The 25,016-nt window shown below is 68.3% G+C and carries 23 protein-coding genes; 8 read left to right on the top strand and 15 right to left on the bottom strand.

The features are described 5' to 3' along the window. Positions 1 to 112 precede the first annotated feature (112 nt). The 5 genes from BLS66_RS16200 to dapB form a co-directional block, all read right to left on the bottom strand. Positions 113 to 1,030 (bottom strand): phosphoglycerate mutase, encoded by a 918-nt coding sequence (locus tag BLS66_RS16200; RefSeq protein WP_049464323.1) that lies wholly within the window; start codon positions 1,028 to 1,030, stop codon positions 113 to 115. A 4-nt stretch (positions 1,031 to 1,034) separates the two neighbouring features. Continuing rightward, positions 1,035 to 1,499, bottom strand: coding sequence for a transcription elongation factor GreA (greA, locus tag BLS66_RS16205; protein ID WP_181453298.1), 465 nt, complete (start codon positions 1,497 to 1,499; stop codon positions 1,035 to 1,037). Positions 1,500 to 1,507: 8 nt separating this feature from the next. Continuing rightward, positions 1,508 to 4,750 carry a carbamoyl-phosphate synthase large subunit gene (carB, locus tag BLS66_RS16210; RefSeq protein ID WP_049464325.1) on the bottom strand — a complete coding sequence of 1,081 codons (3,243 nt, stop codon included), beginning with the start codon at positions 4,748 to 4,750 and terminating at the stop codon, positions 1,508 to 1,510. A 148-nt stretch (positions 4,751 to 4,898) separates the two neighbouring features. Next, positions 4,899 to 6,026, bottom strand: a complete 1,128-nt coding sequence (gene carA, locus BLS66_RS16215) for a glutamine-hydrolyzing carbamoyl-phosphate synthase small subunit (RefSeq protein ID WP_049464327.1) — start codon at positions 6,024 to 6,026, stop codon at positions 4,899 to 4,901. 310 nt (positions 6,027 to 6,336) lie between these two features. After that, the gene (gene dapB / locus BLS66_RS16220; RefSeq protein WP_074726322.1) at positions 6,337 to 7,056 is read right to left on the bottom strand and encodes a 4-hydroxy-tetrahydrodipicolinate reductase; all 720 of its coding nucleotides are present in this window, start codon (positions 7,054 to 7,056) and stop codon (positions 6,337 to 6,339) included. A 213-nt stretch (positions 7,057 to 7,269) separates the two neighbouring features. Here dapB and BLS66_RS16225 point away from each other — a divergent pair, with 213 nt between their 5' ends. Next, complete coding sequence (locus BLS66_RS16225; protein WP_057495100.1) at positions 7,270 to 7,731, top strand: DUF4304 domain-containing protein; 462 nt, start codon at positions 7,270 to 7,272, stop codon at positions 7,729 to 7,731. A gap of 64 nt (positions 7,732 to 7,795) precedes the next feature. On the opposite strand, the gene BLS66_RS16230 is transcribed toward BLS66_RS16225, so the two are convergent. The 3 genes from BLS66_RS16230 to BLS66_RS16240 are packed head-to-tail and all read right to left on the bottom strand — an operon-like array spanning position 7,796 to position 10,157. Continuing rightward, complete coding sequence (locus BLS66_RS16230) at positions 7,796 to 8,041, bottom strand: DUF6587 family protein (RefSeq protein WP_057495099.1); 246 nt, start codon at positions 8,039 to 8,041, stop codon at positions 7,796 to 7,798. Beyond that, the gene (feoB, locus tag BLS66_RS16235; protein ID WP_057495098.1) at positions 8,041 to 9,906 is read right to left on the bottom strand and encodes a ferrous iron transporter B; all 1,866 of its coding nucleotides are present in this window, start codon (positions 9,904 to 9,906) and stop codon (positions 8,041 to 8,043) included. The genes BLS66_RS16230 and feoB overlap by 1 nt, the downstream gene beginning before the upstream one ends. Further along, positions 9,903 to 10,157, bottom strand: coding sequence for a FeoA family protein (locus BLS66_RS16240; RefSeq protein WP_049464336.1), 255 nt, complete (start codon positions 10,155 to 10,157; stop codon positions 9,903 to 9,905). The genes feoB and BLS66_RS16240 overlap by 4 nt, the downstream gene beginning before the upstream one ends. A 119-nt stretch (positions 10,158 to 10,276) precedes the next feature. On the opposite strand from BLS66_RS16240, the gene BLS66_RS16245 reads away from it, so the two are divergent. The 5 genes from BLS66_RS16245 to yeiP all read left to right on the top strand — a co-directional run bounded on the left by BLS66_RS16245 (position 10,277) and on the right by yeiP (position 13,850). Then, on the top strand, positions 10,277 to 11,065 hold the full coding sequence (locus BLS66_RS16245) for an enoyl-CoA hydratase-related protein (RefSeq protein ID WP_057495097.1): 789 nt from the start codon (positions 10,277 to 10,279) through the stop codon (positions 11,063 to 11,065). 2 nt (positions 11,066 to 11,067) lie between these two features. Then, positions 11,068 to 11,469, top strand: coding sequence for a VOC family protein (locus BLS66_RS16250; protein ID WP_057495096.1), 402 nt, complete (start codon positions 11,068 to 11,070; stop codon positions 11,467 to 11,469). Then, positions 11,466 to 12,362 (top strand): hydroxymethylglutaryl-CoA lyase, encoded by an 897-nt coding sequence (locus BLS66_RS16255; RefSeq protein WP_074726323.1) that lies wholly within the window; start codon positions 11,466 to 11,468, stop codon positions 12,360 to 12,362. Before BLS66_RS16250 ends, BLS66_RS16255 begins: the two co-directional genes overlap by 4 nt. Positions 12,363 to 12,463: 101 nt before the next feature. After that, positions 12,464 to 13,234: an SDR family NAD(P)-dependent oxidoreductase gene (locus BLS66_RS16260; RefSeq protein WP_074726324.1), complete on the top strand. Its 771-nt coding sequence runs from the start codon at positions 12,464 to 12,466 to the stop codon at positions 13,232 to 13,234. A gap of 49 nt (positions 13,235 to 13,283) precedes the next feature. Further along, the gene (gene yeiP / locus BLS66_RS16265; RefSeq protein WP_005409468.1) at positions 13,284 to 13,850 is read left to right on the top strand and encodes an elongation factor P-like protein YeiP; all 567 of its coding nucleotides are present in this window, start codon (positions 13,284 to 13,286) and stop codon (positions 13,848 to 13,850) included. 118 nt (positions 13,851 to 13,968) lie between these two features. Here the strand turns inward: yeiP and BLS66_RS16270 are convergent, their stop codons facing one another. The 4 genes from BLS66_RS16270 to BLS66_RS16285 all read right to left on the bottom strand — a co-directional run bounded on the left by BLS66_RS16270 (position 13,969) and on the right by BLS66_RS16285 (position 19,452). Further along, a complete protein-coding gene (locus BLS66_RS16270) occupies positions 13,969 to 14,661 on the bottom strand; it encodes a COG3650 family protein (protein ID WP_057495093.1) in 693 nt (230 codons plus the stop codon). An 83-nt stretch (positions 14,662 to 14,744) separates the two neighbouring features. Next, entirely contained in the window at positions 14,745 to 15,137 is a 393-nt protein-coding gene (locus BLS66_RS16275) for a nuclear transport factor 2 family protein (RefSeq protein WP_057495092.1), read from the bottom strand. Next, entirely contained in the window at positions 15,118 to 18,267 is a 3,150-nt protein-coding gene (locus BLS66_RS16280) for a multidrug efflux RND transporter permease subunit (protein WP_057495091.1), read from the bottom strand. Before BLS66_RS16280 ends, BLS66_RS16275 begins: the two co-directional genes overlap by 20 nt. Before the next feature lie 36 nt (positions 18,268 to 18,303). Then, positions 18,304 to 19,452, bottom strand: a complete 1,149-nt coding sequence (locus BLS66_RS16285; protein WP_057495090.1) for an efflux RND transporter periplasmic adaptor subunit — start codon at positions 19,450 to 19,452, stop codon at positions 18,304 to 18,306. Between the two features lie 128 nt (positions 19,453 to 19,580). On the opposite strand from BLS66_RS16285, the gene BLS66_RS16290 reads away from it, so the two are divergent. Together BLS66_RS16290 and BLS66_RS16295 are read left to right on the top strand one after the other, a co-directional pair. After that, positions 19,581 to 20,297 carry a response regulator gene (locus BLS66_RS16290; RefSeq protein ID WP_049468695.1) on the top strand — a complete coding sequence of 239 codons (717 nt, stop codon included), beginning with the start codon at positions 19,581 to 19,583 and terminating at the stop codon, positions 20,295 to 20,297. After that, positions 20,297 to 21,373, top strand: a complete 1,077-nt coding sequence (locus BLS66_RS16295; RefSeq protein ID WP_049468697.1) for an ATP-binding protein — start codon at positions 20,297 to 20,299, stop codon at positions 21,371 to 21,373. Before BLS66_RS16290 ends, BLS66_RS16295 begins: the two co-directional genes overlap by 1 nt. Here BLS66_RS16295 and BLS66_RS16300 read toward each other — a convergent pair. The 3 genes from BLS66_RS16300 to BLS66_RS16310 form a co-directional block, all read right to left on the bottom strand. Then, positions 21,351 to 23,147, bottom strand: a complete 1,797-nt coding sequence (locus BLS66_RS16300; protein WP_074726325.1) for a DUF7844 domain-containing protein — start codon at positions 23,145 to 23,147, stop codon at positions 21,351 to 21,353. The two genes, BLS66_RS16295 and BLS66_RS16300, sit on opposite strands and share 23 nt — an antisense overlap. Before the next feature lie 40 nt (positions 23,148 to 23,187). Then, the gene (locus BLS66_RS16305) at positions 23,188 to 23,487 is read right to left on the bottom strand and encodes a DUF2388 domain-containing protein (RefSeq protein WP_049468701.1); all 300 of its coding nucleotides are present in this window, start codon (positions 23,485 to 23,487) and stop codon (positions 23,188 to 23,190) included. A 62-nt stretch (positions 23,488 to 23,549) separates the two neighbouring features. Beyond that, complete coding sequence (locus tag BLS66_RS16310; protein WP_074726326.1) at positions 23,550 to 24,938, bottom strand: FAD-binding oxidoreductase; 1,389 nt, start codon at positions 24,936 to 24,938, stop codon at positions 23,550 to 23,552. Positions 24,939 to 25,016 lie beyond the last annotated feature (78 nt).

Below are 25,016 nucleotides of genomic sequence, written 5' to 3' on the forward strand. Positions count from 1 at the left end.
GCGCCGCTACCTGCGGTAGTGCCGGCCGCTGGCCGGCAACCCCGGGAAACATCGGGGTCAGAGCCATTTTCCGATGGCAAACGGATCCGACCCCGCTCGGCCGAGGCCCCGATCAGTCGTGGAGCTGGCGCGGCTTCTTCCAGAACTGCCAGCGCTGGCCGCGGTCGAGCTGGAACTGCAGACCGTCCTCGAAATCCAGCACCAGCCGTTGCAGTTCGCCACGCTTCAGCGCGGCCAGCAAAGGCCGGATCGCATCGTTGCCGAGCTGCTGCAGCGAACGCAGCTGGCGCAGATCAACCAGTGCGTCCACCGCCTGCTCGCCGTCGACCGCCACACCGGCGGCCAGGGCCAGGCCCTGCAGCAGCGCGTCGCGGCTGCGCACCTGCGCGTGCGGCGTGCTGACCGACACCGGCATCACGCCACCGCCCCAGAACCACAGCGAATTGATCGGCTGCTGTCCCTGCGCGGCGCGCTGCTGGTTCCAGGAATGGTTGTGCAGCAGCACCTGCGCCTCGGTCATCAGCGCCCGCCAGCGGCGGCCGCCCTCGCCTTCCGGCAGGTGCGAGAACAGGTCATCGCCCAGCACCTCGTCCGGGCTGTCGAAGTCCGGCAGGACCACGTCGATCGGCAGGCGCAGGTACCAGCGCGAAGGATCAGGCGCATCGAGCACGAACCCGGCATCGGCGAACAAGGGTTGCAGCACCGGCAGCAACGCCAGGCTGTCGGCCAGCGTAGGCCGCAGCGTTTCGCCGTAGGCCATCATCCGCGCGCCATGCATGTCCGGCACCATGCAGGCCGGATCGGCACGCAGCCAGCTGGCGCCGGCGGCATCGCCGACATCGCGCTGGCGGGTCAGTGCGGCCACCGGCCAGTGCGGCGCGGCAACCGAGAAATGGCGTGACAGCTGCGCGCGTTCGCCCGGCGCGACCTGCACGGTCGTGGCACGGCCGAGCGCACGTGCCACATCGTCCGGCAACGCTGCCGCGGCAAAGCGGCTGCGCGCCGGCAACAGCAGGGTCGCCGTCGCCACCCGGTCAGTCCACGTAGCTGACGCTGACGATCTCGTACTCGCGCTGGCCGGCCGGGGCGTCGATCACGATCGAATCGCCTTCCAGCTTGCCGATCATCGCGCGCGCCACCGGCGAGGAAATCGCGATCAGGCCCTGCTTGATGTCCGCCTCCAGGTCACCGACGATCTGGTACTTCTTCTCTTCGTCGGTTTCCACGTCGGCCAGGGTCACGCTGGCGCCGAACACCACCTTGGAGCCGGCATTGAGCTTGCTCACGTCGATGATCTCGGCGTGCGACAGCTCGCCTTCCAGCTGCTTGATGCGGCCTTCGATGAAGCCCTGTTCCTCGCGCGCGGCGTGGTACTCGGCGTTCTCCTTCAGGTCGCCATGCTCGCGCGCTTCGGCGATCGCGGCGATCACCTTCGGGCGCTTGACCGACTTCAGGTGATCCAGTTCGTCGCGCAGCTTCTGCGCGCCCTTCATGGTGATGGGGGCTCTCATGCATTCAACTCCTTGTGCAGCTCCTGCAGCGACCAGACGGGACCGGTGCCGCGGAATTCCAGTGAATCCACCAGCGCCTTGGCGCCGGCAATGGTGGTCGAGTAGGTGACGCGATGCTGCAGCGCCTCGCGACGGATCGAGAACGAGTCGTTGATCGCCGAACGACCTTCGGTCGTGTTGACGATGTAGACGATCTCGCCGTTCTTGATCGAGTCGACGATGTGCGGACGGCCTTCGACCACCTTGTTGATGATCTCGCAGTCCATGCCGTGCTGCTGCAGCCAGGCGGCGGTGCCACGGGTGGCGACCAGGCTGTAGCCACGCGCCAGCAGCGCCTTGGCCACCGGCAGCACGCGCTTCTTGTCCGGATCACGCACCGAGACGAACGCCTTGCCGACCGGCGGTGCCTTGATGCCACCGGCTTCCTGCGCACGCGCGAAGGCGGCGTTGAAGCTGCGGCCCACGCCCATCACCTCACCGGTGGAGCGCATCTCCGGCCCGAGGATCGGGTCGACGCCCTGGAACTTGGCGAACGGGAAGATCGCTTCCTTCACCGAGTAGTAGTCCGGCACGATTTCCTTGGTCGCGCCCTGCTCGGCCAGCGTCTTGCCGGCCATGCAGCGGGCGGCGATCTTGGCCAGCGGCATGCCGGTGGCCTTGGACACGAACGGCACGGTGCGCGAGGCACGCGGGTTCACTTCCAGCAAGTAGATGGTGTCAGCACCCTCGTCGCTGGTCTGGATCGCGAACTGGGTGTTCATCAGGCCGACCACGTTCAGGGCCTTGGCCAGCTCCACCACCTGGCGGCGCAGTTCGGCCTGGGTTTCGGCCGACAGCGAGTACGGCGGCAGCGAGCACGAGGAATCGCCCGAGTGCACGCCGGCTTCTTCGATGTGCTCCATCACGCCACCGATCAGGACGTTGCCGTCCTTGTCGGCGATGATGTCGACGTCGCACTCGACGGCGTTGTCGAGGAAGCGGTCCAGCAGCACCGGCGAATCGTTGGACACCTTCACCGCGTCGCGCACGTAGCGGGCCAGGTCGGCTTCACCGTAGACGATTTCCATCGCACGGCCGCCCAGCACGTAACTCGGGCGCACCACCAGCGGGTAGCCGATCTCGCGGGCCAGCAGCAGGGCTTCCTGGTCGTTGCGGGCGATGCGGTTCGGCGGCTGCTTCAGGCCCAGCTTGTCGACCAGCTGCTGGAAGCGCTCGCGGTCTTCGGCCAGATCGATCGAGTCCGGGCTGGTGCCGATCACCGGCACGCCGTTGGCCTCCAGCGCGCGCGCCAGCTTCAGCGGGGTCTGGCCGCCGTACTGCACGATCACGCCCTTCGGCTGTTCCAGTTCGACGATTTCCAGCACGTCTTCCAGGGTCAGCGGTTCGAAGTACAGGCGGTCGGAAGTGTCGTAGTCGGTCGACACGGTCTCCGGGTTGCAGTTGACCATGATGGTTTCATAGCCATCCTCGCGCAGCGCCAGTGCCGCGTGCACGCAGCAGTAGTCGAACTCGATGCCCTGGCCGATGCGGTTCGGGCCACCGCCCAGGATCATGATCTTGTCGCGGTTGCTCGGCGCGGCCTCGCACTCGTCCTCGTAGGTCGAGTACAGGTAGGCGGTGCCGGTGGAGAACTCGCCGGCGCAGGAGTCCACGCGCTTGTAGACCGGGCGCACCTTGTGCGCACGACGCAGCGCGCGGATGGCGGCTTCGTTGGTGCCGGTCAGCTGCGCCAGGCGCGCGTCGGAGAAGCCAGCGCGCTTCAGCTTGCGCAGGCGTGCGGCGTCCAGCGCGTCGATGCCACCGGCAGCGACTTCTCCTTCTGCAGCGATGATTTCCTCGATCTGGTCCAGGAACCAGTGATCGATGAACGACAGCGCGTAGATCTCTTCCACGCTCATGCCGGCGCGGAACGCATCGGCGACGAAGAACAGGCGCTCCGGGCCGGGCGCCTTCAGCTCGCGGCGCAGGGTCTGCAGGTCGTCTTCGTTGGACAGGTCCAGCCCGGTCGGATCGAAGCCGACCTTGCCGGTCTCCAGGCCACGCAGGGCCTTCTGCACCGACTCCTGGAAGGTGCGGCCCATCGCCATCACCTCGCCCACCGACTTCATCTGGGTGGTCAGGCGGGCGTCGGCGGCCGGGAACTTCTCGAAGGCGAAGCGCGGGATCTTGGTGACGACGTAGTCGATGGACGGCTCGAACGAGGCCGGGGTCAGGCCGCCGGTGATCTCGTTCTTCAGTTCGTCCAGGGTGTAGCCCACGGCCAGCTTGGCGGCGACCTTGGCGATCGGGAAGCCGGTGGCCTTGGAGGCCAGCGCCGAGGAACGCGACACGCGCGGGTTCATCTCGATGACGACCACGCGGCCGGTCTTCGGGTTGATGCCGAACTGCACGTTCGAGCCACCGGTATCGACGCCGATCTTGCGCAGCACGGCGATGGAGGCATCGCGCAGGCGCTGGTATTCCTTGTCGGTCAGGGTCTGCGCCGGCGCCACGGTGATCGAGTCACCGGTGTGCACGCCCATCGGGTCCAGGTTCTCGATCGAGCAGACGATGATGCAGTTGTCCGCAGTGTCGCGGACCACTTCCATCTCGAACTCCTTCCAGCCCAGCACCGACTCTTCCACCAGCACTTCGGTGGTCGGCGACAGTTCCAGGCCGCGGCTGACGATCTCGACCAGCTCTTCGCGGTTGTAGGCAATGCCGCCACCGCTGCCGCCCAGGGTGAAGCTGGGGCGGATGATGGTCGGGTAGCCGACGCGGGTCTGGATTTCCAGCGCTTCGTCCAGGGTGTGGGCGACGGCGGCGGTCGGGCATTCCAGGCCGATCTCACCCATGGCCACGCGGAACAGCTCGCGGTCTTCGGCCATGCGGATCGCTTCGCGCTTGGCGCCGATCAGTTCGACGTTGTACTTCTCCAGCACGCCGTTGTCGGCCAGGTCCAGCGCGCAGTTCAGCGCGGTCTGGCCACCCATGGTCGGCAGCAGCGCGTCGGGCTTTTCCTTGGCGATGATCTTCTCGACCGTCTGCCAGTTGATCGGCTCGATGTAGACGGCGTCGGCCATCTCCGGGTCGGTCATGATCGTGGCCGGATTGCTGTTGACCAGCACCACGCGGTAACCCTCGTCGCGCAGGGCCTTGCAGGCCTGGGCGCCGGAGTAGTCGAACTCGCAGGCCTGGCCGATGACGATCGGGCCAGCACCGATGATGAGGATGGTCTTGAGGTCAGTGCGCTTGGGCATTTTCTTCTCTAAGTCAGTACAGCGTGACAAGGGGGGTGATCGCACGCTGTCGATCAGGAATCTTGATCCGCGGCGCCGCGCCGGGGGCAGCAGCGATGCGGGGTTTACGGTCCATCGCGACGCCACCGGCAGGCCGGCGGCGTACTGATCACGCCTTGGCCTGCTCCATCAGCACCACGAAGCGGTCGAACAGCGGACCGACGTCGTGCGGGCCCGGCGACGCTTCCGGATGGCCCTGGAACGAGAACGCCGGCACGTCGGTGCGGGCGACGCCCTGGTTGGTGCCGTCGAACAGCGAACGGTGGGTCACGCGCAGGGTCGGCGGCAGGGTTGCTTCATCGATCGCGAAACCGTGGTTCTGCGAGGTGATCATCACCCGCCCGCTGTCCAGGTCCTGCACCGGGTGGTTGGCACCGTGGTGGCCGTGGCCCATCTTCATGGTCTGCGCGCCCGAGGCCAGGCCCAGCAGCTGGTGGCCCAGGCAGATGCCGAAGGTCGGGATCTTCACGTCGATGAAGGTCTTGATCGCTTCAATGGCGTAGTCGCACGGTTCCGGGTCACCCGGGCCGTTGGACAGGAACACGCCGTCCGGCTTCAGTGCCAGCACTTCGGCGGCCGGGGTCTGCGCCGGCACCACGGTCACTTCGCAGCCGCGCTCGGCCAGCATGCGCAGGATGTTGGTCTTCACGCCGAAGTCATAGGCAACGACCTTGAACCGGGCCGGCACGCTGACGAAGGCATTGGCATCCAGATCCAGCTGGCCCTCGGTCCAGGTGTAGGTCTTCTCGGTAGTGACGACCTTGGCCAGATCCATGCCCTTCAGGCCCGGGAACTTGCGGGCGGCTTCCAGTGCCTTTTCCACGTCGATGTCGCCGGCCATCAGCGCACCGTTCTGCGCGCCCTTCTCGCGCAGGATGCGGGTCAGCTTGCGGGTGTCGATGCCGGCGATGGCAACCACGCCACGCTGGATCAGCCAGTCCTGCAGCGACACCTGGCTGCGCCAGTTGCTGGGACGGCGCGGAACATCGCGCACGATCAGGCCGGCCGACCACACCTTGGACGCTTCATCGTCCTGGTCGGTCATGCCGGTGTTGCCGATATGCGGATAGGTCAGCGTGACCATCTGCCGGGCGTAGGACGGGTCGGTCAGAACTTCCTGATAGCCGGTCATGGCGGTGTTGAACACCACCTCACCGACGGACAGGCCGGGCGCGCCTACGGATTCGCCCTCGAATACGGTGCCGTCTTCGAGGACGAGGATTGCGGCTTGGGTCACGGGAATCTCACTTTGGCTACCGAGGGGGCTGCCGAAGTCACGCCTGCGCTTCACGGAAATCCGGTTGCAAAAAAGCGCGGACGTACGGTCTGGGACCGGTCCGGCTTTCGTGATTCGGCGAGTGCGAATTGTAGCGCTGCCGGGGCGCTCGCGCCAGCGGTTATCGCGCTTCATGAACAGGCGATTGCGCATTCATTTCAATCCGGCGGCGTATGCGGCACCCGCTACCGGATAGTGCCAGCCGCTGGCCGGCAATCCCATTGGCGCCCCGTAACCCAAGGTTGCCGGCCAGCGGCCGGCAACTACCGCCTTACGCCAGCAGGTCCCGCACCCGGTAGCTGCCCGGGCCCCGGCCCTGCAGCTGGCGGGCGGCGAACAGGGCGCCGCGGGCGAAGATGTCGCGGTTGGTGGCCCGATGCACCAGCTCGATGCGCTCGCCCAGCCCGGTGAACTGGACCAGGTGCTCGCCGACGATGTCGCCGGCACGCAGGCTGGCGTAGTGCGGCTCCGCCCCGCCCCGCTGCGCGGCCGCACCCAGGGTCAGCGCGGTGCCCGACGGCGCGTCCTTCTTCTGGGTGTGGTGCGATTCGACGATGTCGCAGTCCCAGCCGGGCAGCGCCTGCGCCGCGCGCTCGACCAGCTCGTCCAGTACCGCCACGCCCAAGCTGAAGTTCGAGGCCCAGACCAGCGGAATCTTCGCCGCTGCCGCCTCCAGCGCCTGGCGCTGCGTGCTGGAGATGCCGGTGGTGCCCGACACCAGCCCGGCCCCACGCTCCACGCACAGCGCCAGCAGCGGGTCGAAGCCCTCCGGCAGGCTGAAGTCGATCGCCACGTCGAACACCGGCGCGCCGGGCAGTTCGCTGGCACCGAAGAACGGCACGCCGTCGACCACGCGCTGCGCCGGCGCACGGCCGGTCACCGCGGCCACGATCTGCAGGGTTTCGGGATGTTCGGCGGCCAGCCGCAGCAGGGCCTGGCCCATGCGCCCGGAGGCGCCGTGAATGAGCAATCGCAGGGGAGTCTGGTTCATGCCTGCAGGCTAGCGGCAGCACGCCCGCTCCGGCAAGCGCCATCGCTGTGACGCTGCATGCTCTTTGATTGAAGGCGCTCATTCCTCGCGACGCACGGTGTTGCCTGCGCGCAACTGTCAGGCCGTTCGACTCCGGCGGTGACGGGTTTGCCACTGGACGCGGCAACGCTCCGCTTCAAGTCTGTGGCCCTCCCTTCAGCCGGGGCATCACCCATGAAATCCTCGACCGTCTTCAGCAAGTGCGCCAGGAAGACCGGCTTTGCCGGGACGTCGACGACCCGCTACCGCTTGCTGGATGCCGCGCTGCTTGTCGTGAATCACCAGCGTGCCAGCGAAAGCCGGGGCTTCTATGTGAATGCTGGACTCTACTTCCCGGAGCTGCTCGCGTATCCGCTCGCGCCTGACGACCTTGAAACGGCTTTCCGGTACCGCTCCAGCATTCCCACGCCCCATGTCGACTGGCGGATCGAAGAGACGCCGGGCCTGCGCCGGGCCTTCATCCAGCAGGATCTTGAAGATCTGCTCGAGGCCGGCAATCGCGACGCATTGAAGGCCCTGCTGCTCGATGCCCTGGCGGACGTGGCGGGTTTCGCAGCAGCCCATGGAAACCGCGCGTCGGTGCGGCGCCTGAACCGGGACGGGAACTTCCGGGCGATCATCCGCAGAGAGGTCTGAACACTGAGAGCGTGCGAACCAAGGTTCGCACCACCCGGCGGCCGCCGCCGAGCATGGCTCGACGCTACTTCTTGGTCGGCCCGCAGCTGTCGCAACCGCCACAGGCGCCACCACTACCCGTTGCCGGCGGCGCGATCTTTCGCCCCAGCGCCTGCGCCCAGGCCGCGCGGCCCGGCTTCAGCAGGGCCAGCGCCAGCGCCCCGCGCAGCGTGCGCACGGTCCCGGGGAACTGCTTCTTCAGCACCACCCAGGCACTGACCAGCACGGCCACCGCGATGATCAGGTACTGGACCAGCAGCCCGGTATCCATCAGCCGCCTCCCAGCGCCCTGGTCACCTGGTAGGTGATCAGCGCGGCCACATAGGCCGCCGCGAACAGGTAGAACGCCGCGAAGCCCATCTGCTTCCACGAGTTGGTCTCGCGCTTGATGGTGGCCAGCGTCGAGATGCACATCGGGGCGTAGATGTACCAGACCAGCAGCGACAGGGCCGTGGCCAGCGACCAGCCGTCGCTGATCAACGGGGTCAGTGCCTGGCTGGCGGCATCGTCGTCGGCCGCCGACAGCGCATACACCGTCGCCAGTGACGACACCGCCACCTCACGCGCGGCCAGGCCCGGAATCAGCGCGATGCAGATCTGCCAGTTGAAGCCCAGTGGCGCGAAGAACACGGCCATCGCATGGCCGATCCGGCCGGCGTAGCTGTAGTCGATCGCCGGCAGGGTGGCATCGACCGGGGCCGCCGGGAACGACAGCAGCACCCACAGCAGGATGGTCAGCGCCAGGATGATGCCGCCGACGCGCTTGAGGAAGATCATGCCGCGCTCATACAGGCCCACCGCCAGGTCACGCACGTGCGGCAGCCGGTAGGACGGCAGCTCCAGCATCAGCGGGTGCTCGCTCTTGTCGCGGCGCCACTTCTTCATGATCCACGACATCGCCAGCGCACTGAGGATGCCGGCCGCGTACAGGCCGAACAGGACCAGGCCCTGCTGGTTGAACACCCCCCACACCGTCTTCTGCGGAATGAACGCACCGATCAGCAGCGCATACACCGGCAGGCGCGCCGAGCAGGTCATCAGCGGTGCGACCAGGATGGTGGCCAGGCGGTCACGCGGGTCCTGGATGCTGCGCGTGGACATGATGCCCGGCACCGCGCAGGCGAAGCTGGACAGCAGCGGGATGAACGAGCGGCCGGACAGGCCGGCGGCGGCCATCATGCGGTCGAGCAGGAACGCCGCACGCGGCAGGTAGCCGGATTCCTCCAGCACCAGGATGAAGAAGAACAGGATCAGGATCTGCGGCAGGAACACCACCACGCCACCGACGCCGGCGATGATGCCGTCCGTCAGCAGGCTGGCCAGCGGGCCCTCCGGCAACACGCTGCCAACGAGAGTACCGAGCCAGGCGAAGCCAGCCTCGATGCCATCCATCAGCGGCGTCGCCCACGCGTACACCGCCTGGAAGATCAGGAACATCACCACTGCCAGGCTGATCAGCCCGAACACCGGGTGCAGCAGCCAGCGGTCCAGTGCGTCGTCGATCTTCGCGGTCCGCGCCGGCATCCGCACGGCGACTGACAGGATCTCGCGCACCCTGGCGTGGTAATCGATGCCACCTTCCGGGCCCGGCACCGGTGCATCCAGGTGCGGCACCATCGCGTCCAGGCGCTCGACCAGGGCCCTGGCCCCCTGCTTGCGCACCGCCACGGTCTCCACCACCGGTACGCCCAGCTCGCGCTCGAGCGCGGCCACGTCCACCTGGATGCCACGGCGCTGGGCCGCGTCGACCATGTTCAGGGCCACCACCATCGGCTTGCCCAGTTCGCGCAGCTCCAGCGCGAAGCGCAGGTGCAGGCGCAGGTTGGTGGCGTCGATCACGCACAGCAGCACGTCCGGCGCCGCTTCGCCCGGGTAGAAGCCCCGGCACAGGTCACGGGTGATCGCCTCGTCCAGGCTGGCCGGATGCAGGCTGTAGGCGCCCGGCAGGTCGAGCACGGCGAATTCACGGCCGGACGGCGCACGCAGGCGGCCTTCCTTGCGCTCGACGGTGACGCCGGTGTAGTTGGCGACTTTCTGCCGGCTGCCGGTCAGCTGGTTGAACAGCGCGGTCTTGCCACTGTTGGGGTTACCGACCAGCGCGATGCGCAGGGGGGCGGAGGCGGCAGTAGCGGTCATGCACGGCGTTCCTGACTGACGGCGTCGACCACGACGCGCTTGGCTTCACTGATCCGCAGCGCGAACCGGGTGAACCCGACCTGCACCAGCAGCGGCTCGCCCCCCACCGGACCCTTGGCCACCAGGCGTACTTCCTCGCCATTCACGAAACCCAGCTCGCGCAGGCGACGGGCAATGGCATCGTTGGCATGCAGGTCCTGCACGGACTCGACCACGGCCGAGGTGTGCAGCGGCAGTTCGGACAGCGTCATCTAGCGTGTTCTCTGCTGGATGTAAATGGTTCTCGATTCTAACATTCCCGCGTCGCGTCATGGCCCATGACCAATGGCCCGCTATGATCCATACAGGTATGGAGTGACTCTGGAATCCCATGAACGATGCTTTGCAGATCGAGCGCCGCGGCGCCGTCCTCACCCTCTGGCTGAACCGGCCGGAGCTGCACAACGCCTTCGACGCCAGCCTGATCGCCCGGCTGACCGCCGCGCTGGAGGCCGCCGGGCGCGACGATTCGATCCGGGCCGTGGTGGTGGCCGGTCACGGCGCTTCCTTCTCGGCCGGTGCCGACATGCAGTGGATGCGCGGCATGGCGGCGGCCAGCGAAGCCGACAACCGCGAGGACTCGCTGGCCCTGGCACGGCTGATGCGCACCCTGGACGAGCTGCCCAGACCGACCCTGGCCCGGGTCCACGGCGCGGCCTTCGGCGGCGGTGTCGGCCTGGTCGCCTGCTGCGACATCGCCATCGCCAGCACCTCGGCCCGCTTCGGCCTGACCGAAAGCCGCCTGGGCCTGCTGCCCGCCGTCATCTCGCCCTACGTGATCGAGGCCATCGGCCCCCGCCAGGCCCGTCGCTGGTTCGCCACCGGCGAGCACTTCGATGGCGATACCGCGCTGCGCATCGGCCTGGTCCATCAGCTGGTCGAGCCCGAGCGCCTGGACGAGGCGCTGGAACGCCAGCTGGCGCTGCTCGACAAGGCCGGCCCGATCGCCTCGTCCACCGCCAAGCAGCTGGTGCGGCAGGTCCGGGACAGCCATGACCGCGACGCCCTGGATCGCGATAATGCGGCCCTGATCGCGCGCCTGCGGGTCTCCGCCGAGGGCCAGGAAGGCCTGGGCGCCTTCCTCGACAAGCGCGCCCCCCATTGGGTCACGGAAGCCTGAACATGCTCGATCATCTTGGTTTGACCAGCGCCGACCTGGCGCGCAGCAAGACCTTCTTCCTGCAGGCGCTGGCGCCGCTGCAGATCGGCGTGGTGATGGAAGTGAGCGCCGAACAGACCGGCGACCACGACCACGTCGGCTTCGGCAGCGACGGCAAGCCGTTCTTCTGGCTCGGCAATGGCGGCACCGCCAGCCACGGCGTGCACGTGGCCTTCGCCTGCGCCCGCCGCGCGCAGGTGGACGCCTTCCACGCCGCCGCCCTCGCCGCCGGTGGCCGCGACAACGGCGCCCCGGGCCTGCGCCCGTGGTACCACCCGGATTACTACGCCGCGTTCGTGCTCGACCCGGACGGCAACAACATCGAAGCGGTCTGCCACCTCCCGGCCGATGGGGCAGCCGCATGAGCGATCATGTCCGCATCGTCGAGGTCGGCCCGCGTGACGGCCTGCAGAACGAAAAGCAGTCGGTGTCCACCGCCGACAAGATCGAACTGATCAACCGCCTGTCGGCTACCGGCCTGCGCAGCATCGAAGCGACCAGTTTCGTCAGCCCGAAGTGGATCCCGCAGCTGGCCGACGCCGCCGAGGTCTACGCCGGCATCCAGCGCCGGCCCGGCATCCACTACCCGGTGCTGGTGCCGAACGAACAGGGCTACGACCGCGCCCGCGCGGTGGGCGCGGAGGAAGTGGCGGTGTTCACCGCTGCGTCCGAGGCCTTCAACCGCACCAACACCAATGCCGGCATCGACGAATCGCTGGCCCGGTTCGAGCCGATCCTGCGCCGCGCCGCCGCCGATGGCGTGCGCGTGCGCGGCTACGTCTCCACCGTGCTCGGCTGCCCTTACCAGGGCGAGGTGCCGCTGGCCGACGTGGTGCGGGTAGCGCGCGCGCTGCACCAGATGGGCTGTTACGAAATCTCGCTGGGCGACACCATCGGCGTCGGCACCCCGCGCAAGGCACGGGCGATGCTGCAGGCGGTCGCTGCCGAGATCCCGATGGACGCCTTGGCCGTGCACTTCCACGACACCTACGGCCAGGCCATCGCCAACATCGCCACCTGCCTGGAAGAAGGCGTGCGCGTGGTCGACAGCGCAGTCTCGGGGGCCGGTGGCTGCCCGTATGCGAAGGGGGCCAGCGGCAACGTCGCCAGCGAGGACGTGGTCTACCTGCTGCAGGGCCTGGGCCTGGACAGCGGCGTGGACCTGCCGGCACTGGCCGAGACCGGCCGCTGGCTGGCTGGCCTGCTCGGCCGCGCCACCGCCAGCCGCACCGGGCAGGCGCTCGCAGCGACCGGCTGAGAACCCCGCTGCGCCGCTCCTGCCGGGGCGGCGCAGTGCACAACGGCGGCGGTCGCCGCTTCCGTTAGAATCGGCGGTTCTCGAACCTGCAGGACCGTTCAATGCAGCTGTCTTCCGTACGTGCCGTGATCACTGGCGGCGTCTCCGGCCTCGGCCTGGCCGTGGCCCAGCACCTCGTCGCCCAGGGCGGCAAGGTGGCCCTGTTCGACCTCAACGATGACAAGGGCGCTGCCGCCGTCACCGCACTGGGTGCCGACAAGGCCCGCTATTTCAACGTCAACGTCAGCGATGAGTCGGCCGTGGCTGCGGCCATCGACCAGGCCCACGATTTCCTCGGCGGCCTGAACGTGGCGATGAACTGTGCCGGCATCCTCGGCGCTGGCCGCGTGCTGGGCAAGGAAGGCCCGATGCTGCTGGCCGCTTTCCAGGGCACGGTGATGGTCAACCTGGTCGGCAGCTTCAACGTGGCCAAGGCCGCGGCCAACCGCATGCAGCACAACGACGCCGGCGAAGACGGCGAGCGCGGCGTGATCATCAACACCGCCAGCATCGCCGCCTATGAAGGCCAGATCGGCCAGGCCGCGTATGCGGCCAGCAAGGGCGGCGTGGTGTCGATGACGCTGCCGATGGCGCGCGAGCTGTCGCGCTTCGGCATCCGCGTCAACACCATCGCCCCGGGCGTGTTCTGGACGCCGATGGTCGATGGCATGCCCGAAACCGTGCAGCAGTCGCTGGCCGCCTCGATCCCGTTCCCGTCGCGGCTGGGCAAGCCGGAAGACTTCGCCAGCCTGGTCGGCTTCATCCTCGGCAACACCTACCTCAACGGCGAGACCATCCGCCTGGACGGCGCCACCCGCCTCGCTCCGAAGTGATTCCCCCCGGGCGCCGGGACGGCGCCCTCCCCCAACGACCTAGATCACCATGAAAGCCAACGACATCAAGAAGGGCAACGTCGTCGAGTACAACAACGGCGTGTACCAGATCCGCGACATCGAGCGCAGCTCGCCGCAGGGTCGCGGCGGCAACGTCCGCTTCCGCTTCATCATGTACAGCGTGCCGGGCGGCAACAAGCTCGATGCCAGCTTCGATGCCGACGACAACCTGGTCGAGGTCGAACTGCTGCGCCGCCAGTCCACCTATTCGTACAAGGACGGCGATGCCTTCGTGTTCCTCGATGACGAGGACTACACCCCCTACACCCTGGACGCGGACGTGATCGGCGATGACGCCGGCTACATCACCGACGGCCTGACCGGCATCTACGTGCAGGTGATCGACGAGCAGCCGGTGGCGATCCAGCTGCCGGCCTCGGTGGTGCTGGAAGTGATCGAGACCCCGCCGGAACTGAAGGGCGGCACCGCGACCAAGCGCCCGAAGCCGGCCAAGCTCAACACCGGCATCGAGATCATGGTGCCGGAGTACATCGTCAATGGTGAACGCGTGCTGGTGAACACCGCCACCGGCGAATTCGCCGGCCGCGCCGACTAAGCGCTTTCGCTGATCGGCAGCCTGTCCCTGCCTGCGGCAAGTTCACCGCAGGCAGCGGGCAGCGCATCGGACGCAGCAGCCGTGTAGAGCCGAGCGCGGGCTCGGCTCCACAGGAAGCTTACGGCTGCTGTGTACCGAAGTTGCCGCAGCCGTGGTACTGGCGGGTGCCGATGGTCAGATTCACCTTGGCCTCGAACGCCTCGCCGCTCATGTCGTCCTGGCAGGTGGTGCGCTGGAAGCTGAGCTTGACGTCGGTGCCATCGGATGCTTTGCCGCTCCATCCGTCAGCACCCTGGGTGGGCTGGGCGACGTCGAAGCGGCGCTCGCCATAATCGACTTCCACCTGCAGGCCCGGCGCGTCGCCATCGACGACCGCCAACCAGCCCGGCTCGTTGCCCGTGGCGCGGAACGCGGCCGTGCCCGCGCTGCCATCACCTTCGGTCGCTTCGACCGCATGGCACTCGCGGTCCGTCTCGCCCTTCAGGCTCAACAGTCCTTCATCGCTGCCCCGGGTCCAGAAGCTGTTGCCCTGGCCATCGCCATACTTGGCGCCGGACGCCGCGCGCTCGGAGGTCATGGCGAAGGTACGGTCGCCGATCACCACGGTCGCCGCATCCTCGCCATTGAAGGTCGCGCGCACGCCCAGGTCACCGCATTGATAGGCGGTCTCGCTGCCGCCGCCCTTGGCGCCGGGATCCGGCTGCGGCGTGGCAGGCGGGGTGTCATTGGCGGCGGCGGGTGCCTGAGCCGGCTGGCACGCGGCCAGCACCAAGCCGAGGGAGGCCGCCAACAGACTGGGAACTACACGCATGGCTCGACTCCTTGTCGAAACTACAGAGACGCTCGACCCTACCACCTTGCGGTGAGCAGGGCCTGAAAGCGGCCTGACCGCACTCACGCGGCCAACACCGCCATCGACAACAACCGGGCGCCGCTGTCTCCGGAACTGCAGGTCCACACCCGCAGCAGGCGCAGTTTCAACTCGCGCTCCCGGCCCTGCCAATGCACCACCCCGTGCACATCGCCGGACAGCAACGCCAGGCGGCCACACAGCAGCGTTTCCACCGCGTGCAGGCGCAGGCTCCGCACCTGCAGGCCTCCGGCATGCCACGCTCCCAGCCACGGCAGGTCGCGCATCCGGCCACCGTGGCCATCCATCATGAACAGGGCTGGCGATAGCAGCGTGGCCAGCGCATCGTGATCATTCTCCAGCAGTGCCGTGCACAGGCGCTGCTCCAGCGCCATCAACTGGGGCTCGTGCAGATCTTCAACGCTGTTGCGTTCCATCCACGGTTCCTTCCGGCATCGGCCGGCGCCTGCGCAGCCGCTGCGCGATCCACTGCCGCGCGCGCTGCACCACTACATAGAAGACCGGCACGAAGAACACCGCCAGCACGGTCGCACTGACCATGCCGCCGAACACACCGGTTCCAATCGCCTGCTGGGTTTCCTTCGACGCGCCCTGCGCCAGCATCAGCGGCACCACGCCCAGCGCGAACGCCAGCGAGGTCATCACGATCGGCCGCAGGCGCAGCCGCGCCGCCTCCAGCGCTGCTTCCACCAGGCCGCGACCCTGCTGCTGCAGCTGGCGCGCGAACTCGACGATGAGGATCGCGTTCTTCGCCGACAGCCCGATCACGGTGATCATGCCGACCTTGAAGAACACGTCGTTGGGCATGCCACGCAACAGCACCGCAGCAACCGCACCGAGCAGGCCCAGTGGCACCACCAGCATCACCGCCAGCGGGATCGACCAGCTCTCGTACAGTGCCGCCAGCACCAGGAACACCACCAGCATCGACAGCAGCAACAACCACGGTGCCTGCTGTCCCGATTCGCGCTCCTGCAGCGACTGGCTGGTCCACTGCAGGGCAAAACCGGACGGCAGCTTCTGCGCCAACCGCTCCATCTCCGCCATGGCCTGGCCGGTCGATACGCCCGAGGCCGGTGCGCCGGACAGATTCAACGCCGGGAAGCCGAGATAGCGCTGCAGCTGCAGCGGCGCCTCGGTCCAGTGCGGGGTGACCAGCTCGGACAGCGCCACCATGCCGCCTTCGCTGTTGCGCACGTACAGCTTCAGCACATCCTCCAGTTCCATCCGGTGGGGTGCATCGGCCTGCAGGATCACCTGCTGCAAGCGGCCCTTGTTGGGGAAATCGTTGACGTACTGCGAGCCCATCGCCGCCGACAGCGTGCTGCTGATGTGCTCGAAGCCCACCCCCATCGCCTCGGCCTTGGCCCGATCGATGTCCAGCCGCACGCTGGTGCCGGCCGGCAGGCCGTCGGCATGCACCTCCGACAGCAGCGGACTGGCCTCGGCCAGCTTCAACAGCTGCTGCAGGGCTGCGCGCAGTTCGGCCTGGCTCTGCCCGGTGCGCGCCTGCAGGGCCAGCGAGAAGCCGGACGATCGGCCCAGGCTGTCGATGGCGGGCGGCATCACGCTCATCACCTCGCCCTCGGCAACCGCCGCCATCGCCTTCTGCGCGGCCTCCACTTCGCCGGCCGCGGTGGCCCCTGCACGCTCACCCCAGTCCTTCAGCATCGTATAGGTCAGCGCTGCGCTCGGGCCGGAACCGGAGAAGCTGTAGCCGAGGATCGCCTGGTTGGAGCCGATGCCCGGCCGCGAGGCCACATGGCGTTCGTAGGCTTCGACCACCGCCAAGGTGCGTTCGGCCGTCGCCTCGGCCGGCAGCTGGATCGAGGTCATGAAATAACCCTGGTCCTCCTCCGGCAGGAACGCGCCCGGCAGCCAGTGCAGGCCCAGCAGTAGCGCCACGACCAGCGCCGCGAACACGCCCATCACCCGCCCGCTCCGCTGCAGCACCGATGCAACACCACGCTGGTAACGCCCGGTCATCCGCTCGAAGCCGCGATTGAAGGCACCGAACAACCCGCCGCGGCCATGATGGCCATGGGTGCTCGGGCGCAGCAGCGTCGCGCACAGCGCCGGGGTCAGGCTCAACGCCAGCAGCGCCGAGAACAGGATCGACACCGCCATCGCCACGGTGAACTGGCGGTAGATCGCGCCCACCGAGCCGCTGGCCAGCGCCATCGGGATGAACACCGCGGTCAGCACCAGGGTGATGCCGATCACCGCACCGGTCAGCTCGCGCATCGCCTTGAGGGTGGCCTCGCGCGGGGGCAGGCTCTCCTCGGCCATGATCCGTTCCACGCCTTCGACCACGACGATCGCATCATCGACGATGATGCCGATCGCCAGCACCATGCCGAACATGGTCAGCACGTTGATCGAGAAGCCCAGGGCCAGCATCACCGCGAAGGTCCCCAGCAGTGCGATCGGTGCCACCAGCGCTGGAATCAGCGTGTAGCGCCAGTTCTGCAGGAACAGGTACATCACCGCGAACACCAGCAGCATCGCCTCCAGCAGGGTCTGCACCACCTTCTGGATCGAGATCTTCACGAAGGGTGCGGTATCGAACGGAATGCTCGACTCCACCCCGCGCGGCAGCAGCGGTGCCAGCTCGGCCATCCGCTCGCGCACCGCCGCGGCCGTGCGCACCGCATTCGCGCCCGGGCGCAGCTGCACGCCGGCGGCGGTGGCCGGGTGACCGTCCTCGCGGGTACCCCAGGCGTAGCTCTGCGCGCCCAGCTCGACGCGGGCGACATCGCCCAGCAGTACCCGCGAGCCGTCGGCCCCGGCGCGCAGCACGATGGCGGCGAACTGCTCCGGCGTGGACAGCTGGCCATCGGCGCTCAACGGCACGGTGATGCGCTGGCCCGGCACACCCGGCGAATCGCCGATGCGCCCGGGTGAGATCTCCAGGTTCTGCTGCTCGATGGCCGTGGCCACGTCAGTGATGGTCAGGCCGTAACCGGTCAACCGGGCCGGGTCCAGCCACACGCGCATCGCCTGTTCGGCGCCGAACAGCTGCACACGGCCGACGCCATCGATGCGGCGCAGCTCCTCGATGATGTTGCGGGCCATGAAGTCGCCGAGCGCTGCCTCGCTGACGCTGGCATCCGGCGAGCGCAGGCCGACCAGCATGAGGAAGCCGGAATCGGCGGCCTCCACGAACAGGCCGTTCTGGCGCACGCTGCGTGGCAGGCGTGGCTCGATCGCCTTGATCCGGTTCTGCACGTCCACCTGCGCCAGCTCCGGGTCGGTCCCCGGCTTGAAGGTGGCCGTGATCGACGCTTCACCGGAGGTATCCACCGACGATTCGAAGTACAGCAGATGCTTGACGCTGGACAGCTCGCGCTCGATCAGGCCGACCACGGCGTCGTTCAGCGTCTGCGGGCTGGCGCCCGGATAGCTGGCGTAGATGCTGACGCTGGGCGGCGCAACGGCCGGATAGCGCTCCACCGCCAGCCGAGGGATCGACAGTACGCCGGCCAGGATGATGAAGATCGCCAGCACCCAGGCGAACACCGGGCGATCGATGAAAAAACGTGCCATGTTGGATTTCCCTGGAGGGACCGGCCCGGGAAAGGCTCAGCCCTGGCTGCCGGCCTGCACGGCACCGGCGCTGGCGACTGGCCTGTGCCAGTCGCGTGCATCGACCACCACGCCTTCCTGCAGGCGTTCCTGGCCCTCGACCACCACTTTCTCGCCCGCCTTCAGGCCAGAGCGCACCAGCCATTGGCGGTCGACGCTGCCGTCCACCTCCAGCGTGCGGATCACCGCCTTGCCGTCGCCGCCGATCACCCACGCATAGGCCTGGCCACCGGCGCTGCGCAGGACCGCCTGCTGCGGCACGGTCAGGGCACTGGCCGGCGCGCCGCGTGGCACCCTCGCGCGCACGTACATGCCAGGCAGCAGCTGGCGGCGTGGGTTGTCGACCACGATGCGGAGGATCACGTCTCCCGTTCGCGCATCGACGTTGACGCCGGAAAACAGCAGCGTGCCGCGCTCGGGCAGGGGTTTGCCAGCGGCGCCGATGATCGTCACCGGCAGTTCGCCGGCATCGCCCGCACTGCGCTGCAGCGATTCCAGCTGCGCGGCGGGCTGCCGCACATCGACGTAGACCTGGTCGATCTGCTGCACCACCGCCATCGGCTCCGGATCGGCGACATCGACCAGTGCGCCTTCGGTCACCAGCGCCTGGTCGATGCGACCGGCAATCGGTGCGCTGACCGTCGCATGGCGCAGGTCGAGCTGGCGACGCGCCAGGATTGCGCGTGCTTCGTTCACGGCGGCGCGGGCCTGTTCGTACTCGGCGCTGGCGTCGTCGCGATGCTGCTGGCTGACCGCCTGCGCGGCGGCCAATGCATGCAGGCGCTGCGACTGAACGCGGCTGCGGGCCAGCGCGGCCTCAGTGCGCTGCAGCGCGGCCAATGCCGAATCGACATCGGCACGGAACGCTGCCGGGTCGATCTGGAACAGGGCCTGGCCGGCACTGACTTCCGCGCCCTGTTCGAACAGGCGCCGCTGCACGATGCCGCCCACCTGGGCTCGGATCTGTGCGGTGCGCACCGCCGCCACGCGGCCGGGCAGTTCGTCATCGCGCTGCACCACCTGCGGACCCACGCTCACCACGCTGACACGCGGCGCCGGTTCCGGGGTGGCTTCGGGGGAGGAGCAGGCCGTCATGGCCAAGGCAAGGGCCGCGATCAACGCGACCGGAGTCCTGAAGGTTCTCATTGCTGTGCACAATGCCGCGCAGGCGGCGGATAGGTTCTGAAGCGCGCAGTGTGCGTGGCGATGATGGGGTTTCGATGGAGGAAGTGTGGAGATACGATGGAGGCAAGCACCTTACGGCCCCGCCCTGCATGCATGCCTCACCCGCCCTCGCCGCCCTCGTCCTGATTGTCGAGGATGAGGTCGAGATCGCCGACATCCTTACTGCCTACCTGGAACGCGAAGGCCTGCGCACCCTGCGTGCCGCCGATGGCCACAGCGCACTGGACCTGCATCGCAGCGCCCGCCCCGACCTGGTCCTGCTCGATGTGCAGCTGCCGCGCCTGGATGGCTGGAGCGTACTGACCCAGCTGCGCCAGCGTGGCGAGACGCCGGTGATCATGCTGACCGCATTGGACCAGGACCTGGACAAGCTGACCGCGCTGCGGATGGGCGCCGACGACTACGTGGTCAAGCCGTTCAACCCGGCCGAGGTGGCCGCGCGCGTGCGCGCCGTGCTCAGGCGGACGTTGCGGGCCTCGCGGGTGGATGCACCCACTGCGCTGCGGGTCGGCCCACTGCTGATCGATTCGGCCACCCATGCCGTGCACGTCGAGGGCGAAGGCTACAGCCATGAAGTACTGCTCACCCTCACCGAGTTCAAGCTGCTGCACTGCATGGCGCTGGCGCCCACGCGCATCTTCAGCCGCAGCGAACTGATGCATGAATGCCTGCCGGAAAGTGAAGCGCTGGAGCGCACCGTCGACAGCCATGTCAGCAAGCTGCGCCGCAAGCTCGACGAAGTGGGCATGGTCAACGTGCCGGCCAGCGTGCGCGGCGTCGGCTACCGTCTGATGGCCGACCGCTGATGGCCCGCCTGCGCCGCTCCGGGCTCAGCCGCCACATCATCGTGTCGATGTCGCTGATGGTGATCGGCGTCATCGTGATGATGATCCTGTCGTCGTGGCTGCTGTATGCGGTGCTGGTCGAATTCTTCCCCGGCAGCACCGAAGAGCCCGAAAGCTGGCTGCCGACCGGGCCAGAGCTGGCATGGATGGTCGGCGTGATCCTGACCGGACTGGCGCTGGCCCTCGCTGCTTCATTCCGCCTGGCCCATCGCATCCTGTCGCCGTTGAATTCGGTGGTGGACAGCGTGCGCGCGCTTGCCGGCGGCGACCTCGGCGCACGTGCCAGCGCCGAGGAGAATTCCCCCGGCGAAGTGGCCACCCTGGTCGAGGATTTCAACGCAATGGCGCGCCGCCTGCAGCACATGGAGAGCGAGCGCGCGATGTGGCACGCGGCCATTGCCCATGAGCTGCGCACGCCGGTGACGATCCTGCGTGGTCGCCTGCAGGGGCTGGCCGAGGGTGTGTTCCAGCCGGACGAGTCGCAGTTCCGCAGCCTGCTCGCGCAGGTCGAAGGACTGTCGCGCCTGATCGAGGACCTGCGCGTGCTGAGCCTGTCCGACAACGCACGGCTGGATGTACGCCGCGCGCGCACCGACGTGGTGGCCGAGGTGCACTCGGTGATGACGTTGGTCGACCCGCAGTTCCGCGCCGCCGGTTTCGTGCTCGAACTGGAAACCAGCCGTGAGGAGCACAACGCGCACTGTGATCCCACGCGCCTGCGCCAGGCGTTGCTGGCATTGCTGGAGAACGCGCGCCGCTATGCCAGCCCGGGCAAGGTGCGCATCGCCGTGCATGACACGCCGGGCCACGTGCAGGTGGCAATCGAGGATGAGGGCCCGGGCATCGATCCGGCACTGCACGCGGACATCTTCACGCCGTTCACGCGCGCCGACGGCTCGCGCTCACGCCAGGGCGGTGGCAGCGGGCTGGGCCTGGCGGTGGTCAAGGCCATTGCCGATGCGCACGGTGGCCAAGCCTACTGCACGCCGGGCAGCGCCGGCGGCAGTCGCTTCGTCATCGAACTGCCGCGCCAGTAGCCGGAGCCGCGGCCTGTGCCCGCAGCCGTGCACCGAGCGCGGCCAGGTTCGCGTCGATCGCATCCATTTCCTCGCGTTGCCGCACCGGCAGTTGCTGGCGCAGCCGCGAACGCAAGGCCTGCCATGCCGGTACGGCCTGTGCGCTGGCCGTGGCCACGGCCGTGGACAGCAGTGCCTGCTCGTCGGCCAGCGGCAACCCGTAGCCGCCATCCTGCAGCAGCGTACCCGGGCGCAGCCATTGCCCGCCCTGCTCCAGCAACGCGCGCAGGCTGCGGGTTTCTGCGCTGTCCGGCGCCGCCATCAGCTGCCGCTTGAGCACGTCGCGCGCGCGCAGCTCGGCGCGCCGCTGCGCAGCCTGTTCCAGCAGCAGCAGGCCGGCGCTGGCGCGCAGGTCACCCTGCAGCAGCCACGGCGCGCGCTGCCGTGCCGGCAGCTTCAGCCAGCCGTGCACATCACGGGCGGGCAAGGCCAGCTGCGCCGCCGCCGCTGCGAACAACTGCTGGTAGTGGTCGCGCGCCGAAGCGAAGTAATACCCCTGCGCCTGTGCTGCGCTGCGATCGGCCAGCACGCGCTCATCGAGCGCATCCAGCCGTGCCAGTCGCCGTTTCAGGCCACGCGGGCTCAGCTGGGCCAGCCCGGCCTCGCCCAGCCGTGGCACACCGGCCTGCAGCAGCTTTGCGGTTTCCACTGCGCAGTTGTTGCTGACGAAGTAATAGCGCCCGTCATAGCTCCAGTGCACCTGGGCGGTCCGCTCCAGAAGGCTGGCGATCTCCTCGCGGTGCAGCCGCAACGGCAGCGACTGCAGCCCGCGCAATTCAACCTTGGTGTATTCGTCCACCACCTGCTGCAGCGGCAGCACGAACAGGCGCGACGGGTAGCCACCAGTGAGGCCGCGCCAGTTGGATATCTGCACGTCGCCGACGAAGGCGCGGAAGGACAGCACGCGGTGGTGCTCCAGGTCCAGGCGGCAGTCCGGTCCCGGCACGCGGCCCGGTTTGCAGATCACCAGCCGCAGCATGCTGTGGCCCCAACGGCTCATCGGCTGCGCACTGCCTTCGGCGAACAGGTAGTCCACGGCATAGACGCGGGCCGGATCGAGCTGCAGCAGCGATGCCGCGCCCTCTTCCGATCCGGCCTGCAGCAACGGCAACGCTGCGGCACACTGCGGTTGCGGCAGCGATGGCGGCGCTCCGAAGTGGGCCTGGTACCACTGCGCCAGCGCCGGGCGCCGGCAGGCGAACGCGCTGTCGAGCACGAAGTGCTCGGCGTTCACCGCCAGGTATTCGGCGGGGTCCTTCAGTTCATAGGCATCGGGGCTGCGGTCACGGAAATCGTTGTCGCCACGACCGAGGTGCCAGGGCTTGCGCTGCCAACCGGCCAGATCACGCCAGCGCGCACTGCGCGACCAGTTCGCGCCGCCGCGGTCGGCAACGTGGGTCAGCTCATGCACCAGCGCGCTGCGTCGCGCGCGCCGCGCACCCGGCACCGCCTCGTCCAGCAGGTCGCGGCGCAGCGCGATGCGCCCGCCGAAGGCACGGCCATGTACATCGACCGGCAGCTCATCGCTCCAGCGCACCTGGACCTGCGCCGGCAATGCGCGCAGCAGGCCCTCGGGCAGCAGTGACTGCACATCGGCGAGCGTCTGCGACGCCACCTGCCGTTGGGCAGGGCTCAACCCTGCCGGGTCCAGCTGCAGGCGATCAGCTGCGTGCGCGACGTGGGCGACCAGCAGTAGAGCCACGCCATGCGTGGCGGCGTTCCGTACAGATGTCATGCAGTTGCCGGCCAGCGGCCGGCACTACCCGAAGGCCGGATCAACGCGCCAGCAGTGAGCGGGCCAGTTCCAGGTCGCTCTGCTGCTGCGCGGCGGCGCTCTGCTCACGCAGGTGGGCCAGTGCGGCCTGCAGGCGGGCGCCTCGGATCTGGCCGTCGCTGGCGACGAAGGCAGCGGCGTCGTCGCGTGCCGCCAGCACCACCTTGTCGTCGCCCGAGCTGCTGCCCGAGGAACCGGAAGAGGCACCGGTCGCCGAACCGGCCGAGGTGCCGGCGAAGCTGGAAGCAAAGCCGGCCAGCGGCAGGGACAGCAGGGCGAGCAGCAGGATCGGACGGGTCATCGGTTCGAGGCCGGTTGTGAGGATGCGTGGAGCGTAACGGGTGCGTGAAGGATTTGCCCGGTTCAGGCGTCAAACAGCTTGCCGGGATTCAGCCGCGCTTGGGGATCGAACGCGCGTTTGACTGCCTTCATCAGCGCGATCTCGGCCGGGCCGCGGGTACTGTCCAGGTAGCCCTTCTTGACCAGGCCGATGCCGTGCTCGGCCGAGATGCTGCCATCGAAGCGCGCCAGTACCTGCGCCAGCAGCTTGGTCACCTGCTCGCACTGCGCGACGAAATCGGCGTCGCTGGTGTCGTCGGGCTTGAGCACGTTGATGTGCAGGTTACCGTCGCCAATATGGCCGAACCAGACCACGTCGAAGTGCGGGTAGGCCTGCCCGATCAGTGCTTGGGTCTCAGCCAGGAACGCCGGCATCGCCGAGATCCGCACCGAGACATCATTCTTGTAAGGTTTGTAGCGCGCCAGCGATTCGGTGATGCCTTCGCGCAGGCGCCACAGCTGGGCGGCCTGGGCGTCGCTGGCACTGATCACCCCGTCGCTGACCCAGCCGTTGCCCATGCAGTCCTCGAAGGCCGCCATCGCCGCCGCTTCCTGCGCTTCGTCGTTGGCGGCGAACTCGGTGACTACGTAGTACGGATGCACCTCGTCGAACGGTGCCTGGGCGCCATGCGCCAGCACGTGCTCCAGCGCCCGGTCGGTAAAGAATTCGAAGGCCTGCAGCTGCAGCCGCGCGCGGAACGCGGCGAATACCTGCATCAGCACTTCGAAGCTGGGCAGCGCCAGCAGCATCACGTTGCTGGCCGGCGGCGGATCGGTCAGCTTCACCGTCGCTTCGACGATCACGCCCAGCGTGCCTTCCGAACCGATCAGCAGCTGGCGGAAGTCATAGCCGCTGGAGTTCTTGATCAGGCCCTTGTTGAGCTCCAGCAGTTCGCCGCTGGCGGTAACCACCTTCAGCCCGGCGATCCACTCGCGGGTATTGCCGTAGCGGATCACGCGGATGCCGCCGGCATTGGTGGCGATGTTGCCGCCGATCGTGCACGACCCGCGCGCGGCGAAATCCACCGGGTAGATCAGGCCGTGGTCCAGCGCGGCGTTGTGCACGGCCTCCAGCGGCATGCCGGCCTGCACCACCAGGGTGCGATCGACCGCGTCGTAGGCCAGCGCCTTGTTCATCCGCTCCAGGCTGAGCACCAGCTCGCCATTGGCCGCCACCGCGCCACCGGAAAGGCCGGTACGGCCACCGGACGGCACCACGGCCACGCCCTCGCCCGCGCTCCAGCGCATCACCGCCTGCACTTCCTCGACCGTGGCCGGCAGTGCGATCGCCAGCGGCGCCGGCGTCCAGCGCCGGGTCCAGTCACGCCCGTAATGCTCCAGGTCGGCCGGGTCGGTCTTCAGCTTCAGGCCGGGACAGGCCTGCTGCAGCGAGGCAATGCGGGAATCGGTCATGACGGTCCAGCGCGGTGCGTGAAGAACGGGCAAGCGTGCCAGCGGCACGCGCTAGCGTCCAGCCCCGCAGCCGTACAG

Source organism: Stenotrophomonas pavanii (assembly GCF_900101175.1).
In the GTDB taxonomy this organism is placed as follows: Bacteria; Pseudomonadota; Gammaproteobacteria; order Xanthomonadales; family Xanthomonadaceae; genus Stenotrophomonas; species Stenotrophomonas pavanii.